Source organism: Lysinibacillus sp. NPDC097162 (genome assembly GCF_044762185.1).
Classification (GTDB): Bacteria; Bacillota; Bacilli; order Bacillales_A; family Planococcaceae; genus Lysinibacillus.
Genome location: NZ_JBIWDT010000009.1, coordinates 39129 through 52428 on the forward strand (window position 1 = coordinate 39129; position 13300 = coordinate 52428).

Here is a 13300-nt window from a genome sequence, read left to right on the forward strand (position 1 = left end):
AAGTACTTATGCTTTTGCTATTTCTTCTTTGCAGAACGTTAAAATCTCTTCTAACTCTTCATCTTCAAGCGCAAAGTCTAAATACTCTCCCTTTGCCTTTTCCATAATGAAGTAATTTAAAATAAAGGGCGCACCTTCTTTTTCGCCAATTAAAACACGGATTTCAATACCCGCTTCATGGTACAGCTCATCCTCTTCATCAATATCTACATCTAAAATAAACTCATAGCGCTTACCTTCAATAATATTTGTAGGATCTAAAATTTCTTCCATTGAAAATTGTGTAATATCCATTTATACTAGCTCCTTTATCTTTACCTATTCTTTTCTATAATAAATCAATTTCAGCATGGGTCAACTAGAAAACCTGTATACACCTACAAGCAATTATGCCACAATAAAGTAAAACTTTTAGCAATGCAAGTTAAATCAAATTACATAAAGGGGGCTTTTTAATGAAAGAGATACTATATTATCAAGACACTATGCTACGTGAATTTACAGCAACAGTTGTACGTACTGGCATTGAGGATGATGGACGTCAGTACGTTGTGCTTTCTAACACTGCCTTTTATCCTACAGGTGGTGGTCAGCCACATGATACGGGAACGATAAACAATACTAACGTAATTGATGTTGAAAAAGTTGATGATGAAATACGTCATTATATCGAGAGTGATGCTTCTGCTTTATCTGGTGAAGTGCATGGTAAATTGAATTGGGAGCGCAGATTCGACCATATGCAACAGCACGCTGGACAGCACATTTTAACAGCAGCATTTGTTGAACTTTTTGATGCACAAACAGTAAGCTTTCACCTCGGTAGTGAACAGGTAACTATTGATATTGCTGTCGACACCCTATCAAGCGAACAGCTTGCAGCGGCTGAAGCTCGAGCAAATGATATTATTTTAGAAAATCGTCCAATTGAAACAAAATGGATTACAGAACAAGAGCTTGGTAACTACAACTTGCGTAAAGAGGTAGCAGTCACAGGAGATATTCGTTTAGTCATTATTCCTGATTTTGACTACAATGGCTGTGGTGGTACACACCCGACATCAACAGGGCAAGTCAGCGCTATTAAAATTTTAAGTACCGAAAAAATGAAGGGCAATGTGCGTGTGTCCTTTGTATGTGGTCAGCGAGTTTTAGCAGAGCTAGCGATGAGGAAAACTGTACTTGCCGATGTTGCGAGACAATTAAGTGTACCTGAAACCGAAGCAGCTACTGCGCTTGCAAAACTACTAGCAACTCAAAAAACGACTGAAAAGGCACTTGTAGCGGCAAAGGAAGAATTGCTTGCCTTTGAAGCGAAAACATTGGCATCTAGTGACAACTATATTATTTCTGCTTCCTTTAATGATCGCTCGATACAAGAGCTTCAAAAATTGGCTCGTTTTATAGTAGCTGAACGTTCGGATGCAATCGCACTACTCGTTTCAGAAAATGAAGACAAGCTACAGTTTGTTGCGACGCGTGGTGCCCAAGTACAAACAAGCATGAAAGACCTTGCTGCAAAAGTTTTGCCATTCATTAATGGTAAAGGTGGCGGCAGTGATCAAATGGTGCAAGGCGGCGGCGAGCGCATAATTTCCCGCGAGCAACTGCTCACTGCTATGCAAGAAGCACTGAAGTGCCAGACACCCAAACAATTCTGAATACTTTCTTCTGCGGGAAAATACAATACGTGCCGTTGAGTGGAAAATATCCGCCTCCACAGAAAACAACGGCATAAAAAAAGTGTTAGATTGATTGCAATCAATCTAACACTTTTCTCTTTTGTTCTGGGCGCTTAAAATTTAAATTTTTGGATTGCTCCATGTAGGCGATTTGCCATTTCAGACATTTTTACAGTTTGATCGTTCATCGTCTCCACAGTTTTCATTTGCTCAGATGTTGCATTTTTCACTTCAGATACATAATCACTTGCAGCATGTGCTGTTGCCGCCATTTCTTCCATTGAAGCTGAAACCTCTTCCGTATTGGCTGACATTTGCTCTGCCGAAGCATTCATTTCCTCAATTTGACCTGCTATTTCACCAACAGCATGTACGATTTCTTCAAAGCGCTCTCCTACTGCCTCTATAGCTACTAACCCTCGGGCTACATTCACTTCGCCACTCTCTGCTGCTTTCACGACCTCTAATGTATAAGCTTGTACTCTATCAATTAATACATTAATCTGCGCGGCAGACCCCGCTGTTTGCTCCGAAAGTTTTCTTACTTCCTCCGCTACCACCGCAAAGCCTTTACCTGCATCCCCTGCTCGTGCAGCTTCAATTGAGGCATTAAGGGCAAGTAAGTTTGTTTGATCTGAAATATCAGTAATCATTTTAGAAATCAGTTCTATTTCTTTTGATTCTTGTTCTAACTTACGGATAATGTCGAGCTCTACAGCTGTTCCTCGTTGTATTTCATCCATACGTGTAATAGATTGTTTAACGGCTCCATTACTTTCACTTATTTTCTCGGAAATAAAATCAGTATTAGATGCTATCGTCGAAGCGACTTCTGCCATATTTTGAATACCTAATGCCATTTGCTCCATAGCTGATGCACCTTCTTCAGCCATTGCCGTTTGACTTTGTGCTCCACGGTCTACTTCACCTATTGCAGCTGCAATTTGCTTAGAATGCTTTGTCACATCATGCACATCACCCATTAATTCACAAGATGCCTCATTTACCGTCGTTGCTTCCTTGCCAACCTGTGATATCATCTCTCGCATATTGTCTGCCATTCTATTTAATGCACGCGCAAGAGTACCCATTTCATCAATACGCTTCAAATATTTATCAGGTATTTCTTGTGTAAAATCTCCTTCAGATAACCCTTCACTAATACGAAGCACATGACGCAGCGGTCTACTTACAGATCGCGAAATCGCAAACGAAATCAACAATCCCAAAATCGAAACAATAATAGTCATGATAATGAAGTTTGTTTTCAATTGTGAAAGCCCTGAAAGCATTTCATCTTCTAATGCGACTACCCCCATCTTCCAACCATTATCTAATGTGTGGTACCCCATTAAATTTTTGCCATCTCCCTTTGTATCGAAGGCAAAATATCCATTTGAATTATTAATCATTTCTTGTGCTGCTAATGATTCACCTGTCATTTCACCAGATTTTTCAGCAGCAGCAATTGCGTTGACCTGCTCTTTTACAAGTGCGTGATTTTTATGCCCGATAACAGTACCTTTAGCGTCCAACATTAAGGCATAGCCATTTTTTCCAACTTTAATGTCCTCTACAATGTTGGATAAATAATAACCATCTATTCGTGCTAATAATAATGCTTTTTCCCCTGTTACTGTATCAATAGGTGCGACAATTAAAATAACTGGCTCATTTGTTACACGACTTATCGTGATTTCCGACATAACTGTCTTGCCAGTGAAACCTTCTTTTACATATTCACGATCACCTAAATCAGCTGTTGTATTATCTAAATAATGAGCTATTCCATCTGACGTAATAATACCAAAGCCCAAATAATTTTTACTATCCTTAAAACGTTTCGTTAAATATGTCTTTTGCTCCTCAAAGTCCATATTACGGATAGCTGCTTGCTCCGCAATGGCTTCTACCTCTACTAATGCTAGTTGGAAGTGTTCTTCTATGTATTTTGATACATCTTCTGCCCTAGATATTAAATTTTCTCGGACCTGTTCCTCAACTGCTTTTGTACTATTCCACCATGTAGAAAATCCAAGCGTACCACATGTCACAAATACTAAAGCGATAATTGCTACAACTAATTTACCACCAATACCTTTAATCCACATATTTAATTTGCTCATTTCTCCAATATTTTGTTTAAAATTTTGTAACTTTTTGCCCTTCTCCTTCAGAGTAAGGTCACGAAAACTAGAAGTCAATAAAACTTTTCCATTAACAATAAAAATTGTTTAAATTTGTATTTTTCATCATAAGCATAGTGCTTATAGTCTAATACATTTTATCCACACTCTTTCTAAATTGTTATTTAATAGTCTATTTCGTTGGGTAAAATTTAAACTTTTTCCATGGCAAATTGATTATAATTTGGTTTTTTTGCTGATTATAAAAGATAGAACACAATCTATTTACTTCTTGGAGGGGAGGATTTTTATGAGTACAGATAATAATGTCTCACGTCGTGATTTTTTAAAAACAACAGGTATTGCAGCTGGTACATTAGTCGGTGGTGGATTAATAGGTGGTCTTGTTGGCTATAACATTAACGGTAAAGGTACTTCTACATTAGAGCATGGCAACGGAACTACAAATGAAGCTGCTGCACCTAAAGCTAAAATGTTTTTCATGAACGACCGCGATTTTACTATTTTATCGAATGCTACTGAACGCATTTTCCCTAAAGATGATTTAGGTCCAGGTGCGATTGATTTAGATGTTCCTTACTTTATTGATCATCAGTTAGCTGGACAATATGGAAGTAACTCTAAGGAATATATGCATGGTCCTTTTGGGGAGGGTGCCCCAACACAAGGTTATCAAAGTCGTTTAACTCGTGCAGAAATTTTCAAACAAGGCGTTACTTTAATGGAGACAGAAGCTCAAAGTCGCTTTAAAAAGCCTTTTAACGAATTAGAGGGCAAGCAAATGGATGAAATATTAACAGCCTTTCAAAAGGGTGAAGTCCAAATGTATGGCGTAACATCAGCTTTCTTCTTCACCTTATTACGTGCTGCTACTTTAGAGGGGGCATATTCAGATCCTTTATATGGCGGAAACCGTAACATGGAAGGATGGCGCATGAAGAACTTCCCTGGTCATCAGATGGCGTATATCACAATGATTGAAGATCCTAAGTTCCAAAAAATTGAACCAAATCAATTAGGCAACCATTAATTTAAGGGGGGTTTTATAAATGGCAACAACATTACCAAGTGTAGACGTTGTAACAGTAGGTGTAGGGTGGACAGGTGGCATTGTCGCTGCTGAGTGCTCGAAAGCTGGATTAAAGGTAGTTGGTTTAGAACGAGGTCAGAAGCGTGGCACGGAGGATTTTTTAAATATTCATGACGAATATCGCTATGCAATTCGCTATGATTTAATGCAAAATCTGTCAAAGGAAACAGTTTCTTTCCGTAATAATCGTAAGATGCAAGCTTTACCTATGCGTCAACTTGGGTCCTTTTTATTAGGTGAGGGGCTTGGGGGATCTGGAACGCACTGGAACGGCATGACCTACCGATTTTTACCATACGACTTTCAAATTAAAACGCTGACAGATGAACGTTATGGTGCTAACAAATTAGGTCCAGATTATTTAATACAGGATTGGGCATTAAATTACGATCAATTAGAGCCTTATTTTGATAAATTTGAAAAAACAACTGGAATTTCAGGCGATGATAAAAATCCATTTGCAGGGAAACGTTCAAGTGCTTATCCAACGCCTGCTATGAAAATGACGCCTATGCTACAACAATTTGAGAAAGCAACAAAAAATCTAAAATTATCACCTTATATGGTCCCTTCTGCTAACATATCAGAAGTCTATAAAAATCCAGACGGTGAAACAATTAATGCTTGTCAATATTGTGGCTTCTGTGAGCGTTTCGGTTGTGAATATGGCGCAAAATCTTCCGCGGAAATTACAGTAATACCTACTGCTTTAAAAACTGGAAATTTTGATCTACGTTACAATTCAAACGTTGTAGAAATTTTAAAACAAGGCAACAAAGCGACTGGCGTAAGATATATTGACACGATATCTGGGGAGGAATTTATTCAACCTGCGAATATTGTCGTATTAACAAGCTATGTCTTTAACAATGCCAAACTACTAATGGTTTCTAACATTGGTCAACTGTATGATCCAACAACAGGCAAGGGAACGTTAGGTCGAAATTATTGCTATCAAATTTTACCTGGTGCTACAGGATTCTTTGATGACCAATACAACACATTTATGGGTGCAGGTTCTCTCGGTATGAGTATTGATGATTACAATGGGGATAACTTTGACCATAGTGAGTTAGATTTTATCCATGGTGGTAATATCGCACTCACTCAAACAGGTGCACGCCCTATTGGATCGAATCCAACACCTCCGGATACGCCTACATGGGGACCGGAATTTAAAAAGCAGTCTATTCATTACTATACACGTTCATTTGGTATTGGTGCACAGGGGGCATCTATGCCGCATAAAGAAAATTTCCTGTCACTTGATTCCAATTATAAAGATGCGTACGGTTTACCGCTTTTACAATTAACATACAATTTCACTGATCAGGATCGAGCGCTCCATAAATTTGTTTCTGCTCGTGCTGCTGACATTATGAAAGAAATGGGCGCAAAAACTATTGTACCAAATGCGGAAATTACAGATTACAACATTGTACCTTATCAAACGACACACAATACTGGTGGTACAGTAATGAGCACAACACCTGATAAGGGCGTTGTGAACAACTATCTACAACATTGGGACGTAGAGAATCTTTTCGCTTTAAGTTCCGGAAGCTTTGCTCACAATAGTGGCTATAATCCAACAGGTACCCTTGGCGCATTAGCTTATCGCTGTGCAGAAGGTATTTTGAAATATAGCAAATCAGGTGGTTCTTTAGTGTAAGGTTTGTCATTTTAAATGCACCAAAAAAATTATTTAATAGGAGGATGACGCCATGGGCGGTCTTGGAGCAATCGGAGTTCCTGGTTTAATTATTATTTTAGTTATTGTACTAATCGTTTTTGGTCCAAAAAAATTACCAGAAATCGGTGGTGCAGTTGGAAAGACGTTCGCAGAGTTTAAAAAGTCAACAAAAGGGTTAATGGATGACGACGAAGAACCTGCGAAAAAAATAGAAAAAAAATCTGACGTTTCGTAGGAGGTTTCCTATGGATCCTTATGAAGAAAAAAATTATTTAAGTCCACTTGATAAAAAGGAAGAGGAGCCTCCACCATTGCGGGAGGCTCTTGTTGAAATTACTCACAATGATATTGAACAATCAGTAGTTGAGGATAAACCGATTTTCCCTTTAGATTCAATACTCGAGCATATTGCAGAGCTAAGGAAACAAATCATAAAAGGACTTGTCGTCTTTATTTTATTTTTTATTGTTGCATTCTCTACCATTAATATTTGGTTTCCGTATGTTACGCGTGGTCATTCACTCATTATTTTAGGACCACTAGAGGTCGTTAAGTTTTACATGACGATTTCCACGGCTTTAGCATTTGGTCTATCTATGCCTTTTCTCGTTCACTTTCTTTGGAGCTTTGTAAAACCTGGCTTAAAGGAAGAGGAAAGTCGCTTTCTCGGACTCTACGCACCAGTTATGTTTATGCTCTTTTTATTAGGTGTAGCATTCGGCTATTTTGTTGTTAATCCACTTAGCTATTCATTTTTAGTAAGCTTAGGTGCGACGAATTTTGATGTAATGGTATCTGCCAGTGAATATATGCATTTTTTAATTATGACAACAGTACCACTTGGATTATTATTTGAGCTGCCCATCGTTGCGCTCTTTTTATCGTCCATTGGTGTACTAACGGCTGAATCCATGAAAAAAATACGCGGCTGGTCCTATATTGCAATGGGCGTTGGCTCAGCAGTCATTACCCCACCTGATTTTATTAGTCAGTTACTCGTATTAATCCCGATGATTATTTTATACGAAATCAGTATTCATCTTGTTAGACGTACGGAACGTAAACAACTAGAAAGCCCTGCTTAGCTAAGATGCAGTGATTGGAGAGTCTACTGCTGTTGATTTCTGCTGTGGGCGGACGCTTTCCGCTCCAATCAACTAAAGTAAATTGTTTTAGTGCCTGGCACTGTGCATGTATACATGCATAGTCGGCTCCTAGAATCGTAAAATTCCACTTCGCTTTCCGAGGGCACGACGTAAGCCGCAGGAGTCTTCGTTGATATTTTCCTGTGCAAGGTAAATTGTTTGCGTGCCTGGCACCGTCCTTCGGCACCGGCCCTCCGCTCCAATCAACTGAATAATATTTGCATAAAAAAATGACAAAAGGCATCAAGAATATGAACTTCTTGATGCCTTTTGTCAACGGTACTTATTTTTTCTTTAAATCCAGCACAATAATTTCTGGACGATTAAAAACTCGGAAAGGCACACTACTATTTCCTAATCCCCGACTAACTATCATTTTGGTGCTGGCTTCCTCGTAAACACCAGCCGTAAACTTAGGAAACAGTCCCTGTCCTGGTGCGACAAGTCCTCCTATGCCAGGAATCCGAACCTGACCACCATGTGCATGACCCGAGAATACTAAATCTATTTCTTGATTTACATACGTACTAAACACTTCTGGTCGATGCGCCAGCAACAGCTTTAGCATGTCTTTTGGAACATAAGCAGTCGCCATGTCCAGCATTTCTTCAGTTGATCTACCCATTAACGGATCTTCAATACCAACAATCGCCAAACGCTCCCCGTCGCGCTCTAACACGGTCGATTCATTGGCCATCACATGTACACCTAACGATGACAGCGCCTCATAAATTTCACTAACCTTATTCGTCGCAACTTCATGGTTTCCAAGTACATAATATACATCCGCTAATTCGACTAACCCTCTCACTGCCTGTAAGCTTTGCTCCAAATTAAAGCGATTACTATCAATAACATCGCCTGTAATAAATATATAATCTGGATTTGTAGCCTTAACCTTTGCAATGAGTTTCTGTTGGTTATTACCAAAGAGTGCATCATGTAAATCTGATATTTGTACAATGCGTAGCCCATCGAAGCTGGCTGGCACTTTTTCAGATTCATATACATGCTTACTTACAACCAGCCAGTGATTGTTTACGTACAAAAAAATGACTATAAAAACAAGAAAAAATACTACGTATAATAATTTTTTCATTCGCAATCGCTCACTTTGTGGCTACTTTTTCAGAAAAACTTCTTACCCTTCTATTATAAGCAAAAAACAGAGCGATTGTAAGTAGATGCGCTTTAATTACATAAAATGCACAAAATCCAACCATCCTCATCTATCTTTTATAGGAAATCATGTGCATTTCATCTATTCTTAGTCAACTTTCACATGATATAATATGGGTATAATTTCATATTCATTTACTACGTTTTTAATATCACTACCTTAAAATATTATAAGAATGAGAGAACAAGAATGAAAGTGAGAATGAGAAAGTTATTACTTATTTTTATGGTCGTTATTAGTATTGTGATGATTGGAATGACATCTCGATTACACAATAATGAAAGCCAAAACGCTCCTAAAGCCGTTGCAGGAGTAATAGATCTTAGACAATATGATTTGCACAAAAATACTGTAAGCTTGGATGGAGAATGGGATTTTGTTCCTGATAAATTATTGAATTATTCAGAATTCAATAACTCTCATTCTTATTCAGTAAATGTCCCATCACTATGGTCTAGGTACAAGTTTGATGGTCAAAATTTTACTACACTCGGTAGCGGTACCTATCGTTTAAAAATTTTAATTAATGATACAGATACTATATTGGGTATAAAAACAGGTAATATTCGGATGTCGAATGCCATTTACATAAACGAAAAACGTATTGGACAAAGTGGAGAGCCTGCAGAAGATTCGACATATATTCAACAAAATGTACCGTATGTTGCATATTTCTCACCTAAAAATAATGAACTTGAACTCATCATTCATGTAGCTAATTTTGATTATGCATCAGGCGGAGGAATTATTGGTTCCATTTTTATCGGGGATCAAGAGAGTATTGGTAAATTAAGAGAAGGTTCACTTTTCTACGATTTAATAACCTTTGCTGCTTTTTTTACAATGTTTATTTATTTTGCTGGTTCCTACCTATACGCCAAGCTTGAAATTGAGCAGCTCTACTTTTCTTTATTTTGCTTCATGGTTGGTTTATACGGTCTATCTCATGGAGAAAAAATATTAATGTCGTTACTCCCTATCAGCTATGAATTTCTGATAAGAGTCCAAATCATTTCGAGTATCGGTTCGGGTATCTTTATGCTACTGTATTTTTACCATGCCCTTCAGCAATTTTCACATAAAAAGTTCGTGAAAGCACTTTGTATTATTGGCATTTTATTATTAGCTACAGTCATGCTGCCAATATCTATTAGCTCATACCTACAAACTGTACATTCTATTTATATTTTAATAAATATCTTTTATTTGCTTTATATTCAAACGATTGCAATCTTTAAACGATTAGTAGGTGCTATTTATTTATGGCTTAGTACTATGTCCATTCTTATCTATATGGTCGTAGCTACCTTAAATCTCAATATTAATCTAGAAATTTACTCTTTACCTCCCTTGCTTCCTTTTATTTGTTTAACGATGCTCGCTCTGTATATTTCTCATCGTTTTACAGATTCTTATTTAGAAAAAGGTAGATTAACAAATGCTTTAATCCGAGTCGATAAGTTAAAAGATGAATTTCTTGCAAAAACCTCACATGAATTTCGCACTCCGTTACACGGTGTGATTGCCATATCTCATTCCATGTTAGAGCCTCAAGAAAGCTCTACATTAACAATGGAACAAAAGGAAAAAATATCACTCATATTTAATATCACAGAAAAGTTATCACATCTTGTGAATGACATTTTAGATTTTTCCAAGTTAAAAGAAGGCGAACTAAAGCTTCGTCTTACTAACGTTGATCTTTATTCTGTGACCCATGTCATCGTTGAAATATTGTCGTACATCGGAAATAAAGACGTAAAGATTTACAATTACATTGAACGAGGAAAATTTATCGTAGCTGACGAGGATAGACTGCGTCAAATTCTTTATAACATAATAGAAAATGCTGTTAAGTACACTAGGCATGGGAAAGTAGAAATTTCATGCTACGAAGAACAAGGATTCCTGACTATTGAAGTAAGTGACACCGGTCGAGGCATAGCTCCAGAACATTTGGAGTCGATATTTGAACCATTCCGACAGTTAGAAGACGCAAGTAAAGGTACGGGTTTAGGGCTAAATGTGACGAAAGAGCTTGTGAAGTTGCATGGCGGAGAAATTACGGTCCATTCAGTTGTTGATCAAGGAACAACTTTCTCTGTTAAATTACCTGTGCAGACAATAAAGAAAGTCCAGCAAGATAAACAACAACGGAATAAAATCACATTAACTAAAGATTATTTGCCAATAACATTTCCTTATTTTGAGGAAAGAAAAATAGGCAAAAAAATACTCATTGCTGATGATGATCATATTAACCTCAAAGTACTAATCGATATTCTTGCAAAGGAGAACTATTCTATTATCGCTGTTGATGATAGTCAGCATGTTTTCGAACAATTACAAGTGCATCCAGATATAGACTTATTGATTTTAGATATTATGATGCCGAACCTTTCTGGATATGAGGTTTGCCAACAAATTAGGAAAAACTATTCTTCTGCCGAGTTACCGATTTTAATGCTCACAGCAGCGATACGACCAGAGGATATGCTAGCAGCATTCCAATCTGGTGCAAATGATTTTTTACACAAACCATTAGATACTGCTGAATTGAAGACAAGGGTACGAAATCTTATCTTACTAAAAGAGTCGGCTGAAATTGCAATTAAAATGGAGACTGCATTTTTGCAAGCACAAATTAAACCACATTTTATTTACAATGTTTTAAATTCTATTTTATCGCTAAGCTATTTAGACTTGGATAAAGCCCGCATTATGATAACAGATTTTGCAACATTTTTAAGAAGTAGCTTCTCGTTTGAGAATACAAATAGCCTTATCCCTCTAGAACAGGAGCTCATGCTAATTCAATCTTACGTCAATATTCACCAAACAAGATATCCAGATCAACTTGAATGGGAAATTCAGATGGAGGAACCTTTAAAAATTCTAATCCCCCCTCTGCTTCTTCAGCCATTAGTAGAAAATGCTCTTTTCCATGGTTTAAGAAACAAGCGAATAAATGGGAAAGTAACAATGACTATAAAAAAAGATCAACAAATGATTGATATTAAAATTCAGGACAACGGTATAGGTATGACACAAGAAGTAATAGAAAAGGTATTATCGGAAGAGCCATCCGTTCATCAGAGCGTAGGGATTCGCAATATCACTAAACGTTTAAAAAAATACGAGAAGGCCACTTTCCATATTGAAAGTGTTGTTGGTGAAGGAACGACGGTGATACTAAAGTTCCCACTATTTTTGGATGAAAAGAGGTGAAAGAATGTTAAAAGCAATCATTATTGACGATGAAATTTTAGCAATCAATTTACTAGAGACGATGTTAAAGGACAATGGGGCAATTGATGTTGTCGGGAAATATTTAAACCCTTTGGACGCTATAGCAAACATCCCTACACTCAAACCAGATATTCTTTTTTTAGATATTGAGATGGCAGAGATGAATGGGATTGATGTTGCTAGTAAATTAGAAGATTTAACACATGTATTGGATATTATTTTTGTAACTGCCTATGAGCATTATGCAATTGATGCCTTTTCTGTTCAAGCCATTGATTATATTTTGAAGCCGATTGATAAAGGGCGCTTAATGAAAACAATTGAAAGAATTTCTCTACGGAAGGGAAATATGCAATTAACAGACGGAAATATACGCAATGAAGATGTGCAGGTCATTAATAATTTTCACTTCCATGTTCATTCGGGAAAAGTATACATTGATGGCGTAGCTTTAATTTTATCCACTAAGGAATTTCATATTCTGTACTTTTTAGCACAGCGACCAGGGGAAATTTTCCACCCATCTGACTTGTATAAGCTCATTTGGGCGGAAGATAGTATCGGACAAACGCAGGCGTTAAAAGTACATATCAGTAATTTGCGAAAAAAACTGGAATCCATCTCTGGCCATCGAGCTAAAATTGTAACTGTAAGGGGTTCTGGTTATCAGTTCCTCTTTGAGTAATTCTTTTTTTGGTAGCAGATGCGGTGCCCCCTGCTTAGAACGTAAGACAAGGGCACCATGCGCTTTGGTTGCGGCTTACGGTATACCTAGAGAAATCGCAGGCAAAAGCCCGAGAATCGCTGGTGAGTCAGGAGATATCGCCGCTAACACTCTGTAAATCGCCTGTACGTCAGCGGATATCGCCGCTAACATTCTGCCAATCGCCTGTACGTCTGCAGTTATCGCCGCTAACATTCTGTAAATCGCCTGTACGTCTGCAGTTATCGCCGCTAACACTCTGTAAATCGCCTGTACGTCAGCGGATATCGCCGCTAACATTCTGCAAATCGCCTGTACGTCTGCAGTTATCGCCGCTAACATTCTGCCAATCGCCTGTAAACCTTCGGAAAGCATCCACCATAGCGGACATCAACGACATAGTAAAAAGTG

11 protein-coding genes are annotated in these 13300 nt (G+C 37.7%); 7 read left to right on the forward strand and 4 right to left on the reverse strand.

Annotation, left to right across the window (positions count from 1 at the left end; translation table 11 throughout):
- Positions 1-6: 6 nt before the first annotated feature.
- On the reverse strand, positions 7-294 hold the full coding sequence (locus ACIQXW_RS22535) for a DUF6509 family protein (RefSeq protein WP_340821346.1): 288 nt from the start codon (positions 292-294) through the stop codon (positions 7-9).
- A gap of 161 nt (positions 295-455) precedes the next feature.
- Here ACIQXW_RS22535 and ACIQXW_RS22540 point away from each other — a divergent pair, with 161 nt between their 5' ends.
- On the forward strand, positions 456-1661 hold the full coding sequence (locus tag ACIQXW_RS22540; protein WP_402765719.1) for an alanyl-tRNA editing protein: 1206 nt from the start codon (positions 456-458) through the stop codon (positions 1659-1661).
- Positions 1662-1795: 134 nt separating this feature from the next.
- Here ACIQXW_RS22540 and ACIQXW_RS22545 read toward each other — a convergent pair whose 3' ends face one another.
- The gene (locus tag ACIQXW_RS22545; RefSeq protein ID WP_402765722.1) at positions 1796-3808 is read right to left on the reverse strand and encodes a methyl-accepting chemotaxis protein; all 2013 of its coding nucleotides are present in this window, start codon (positions 3806-3808) and stop codon (positions 1796-1798) included.
- Between the two features lie 310 nt (positions 3809-4118).
- Between ACIQXW_RS22545 and ACIQXW_RS22550 the strand changes: the two genes are divergently transcribed.
- From ACIQXW_RS22550 to tatC, 4 genes are read left to right on the forward strand one after another with little or no spacing between them, the layout of a single operon-like run.
- Positions 4119-4859, forward strand: coding sequence for a gluconate 2-dehydrogenase subunit 3 family protein (locus ACIQXW_RS22550; RefSeq protein WP_340821349.1), 741 nt, complete (start codon positions 4119-4121; stop codon positions 4857-4859).
- A gap of 19 nt (positions 4860-4878) precedes the next feature.
- Positions 4879-6591: a GMC family oxidoreductase gene (locus ACIQXW_RS22555; protein WP_340821350.1), complete on the forward strand. Its 1713-nt coding sequence runs from the start codon at positions 4879-4881 to the stop codon at positions 6589-6591.
- Between the two features lie 52 nt (positions 6592-6643).
- Positions 6644-6847, forward strand: coding sequence for a twin-arginine translocase TatA/TatE family subunit (gene tatA / locus ACIQXW_RS22560; protein ID WP_139860418.1), 204 nt, complete (start codon positions 6644-6646; stop codon positions 6845-6847).
- Positions 6848-6857: 10 nt separating this feature from the next.
- A complete protein-coding gene (gene tatC / locus ACIQXW_RS22565) occupies positions 6858-7697 on the forward strand; it encodes a twin-arginine translocase subunit TatC (RefSeq protein ID WP_402765727.1) in 840 nt (279 codons plus the stop codon).
- A 343-nt stretch (positions 7698-8040) separates the two neighbouring features.
- Here the strand turns inward: tatC and ACIQXW_RS22570 are convergent, their stop codons facing one another.
- Complete coding sequence (locus ACIQXW_RS22570; RefSeq protein WP_402765730.1) at positions 8041-8856, reverse strand: metallophosphoesterase; 816 nt, start codon at positions 8854-8856, stop codon at positions 8041-8043.
- 270 nt (positions 8857-9126) lie between these two features.
- Here ACIQXW_RS22570 and ACIQXW_RS22575 point away from each other — a divergent pair, with 270 nt between their 5' ends.
- Both ACIQXW_RS22575 and ACIQXW_RS22580 read left to right on the forward strand, forming a co-directional pair.
- On the forward strand, positions 9127-12165 hold the full coding sequence (locus ACIQXW_RS22575; RefSeq protein ID WP_402765733.1) for an ATP-binding protein: 3039 nt from the start codon (positions 9127-9129) through the stop codon (positions 12163-12165).
- 4 nt (positions 12166-12169) lie between these two features.
- On the forward strand, positions 12170-12871 hold the full coding sequence (locus ACIQXW_RS22580; RefSeq protein WP_402765736.1) for a response regulator: 702 nt from the start codon (positions 12170-12172) through the stop codon (positions 12869-12871).
- A gap of 75 nt (positions 12872-12946) precedes the next feature.
- Here ACIQXW_RS22580 and ACIQXW_RS22585 read toward each other — a convergent pair whose 3' ends face one another.
- On the reverse strand, positions 12947-13264 hold the full coding sequence (locus ACIQXW_RS22585; RefSeq protein WP_402765738.1) for a hypothetical protein: 318 nt from the start codon (positions 13262-13264) through the stop codon (positions 12947-12949).
- Between the last annotated feature and the right edge of the window lie 36 nt (positions 13265-13300).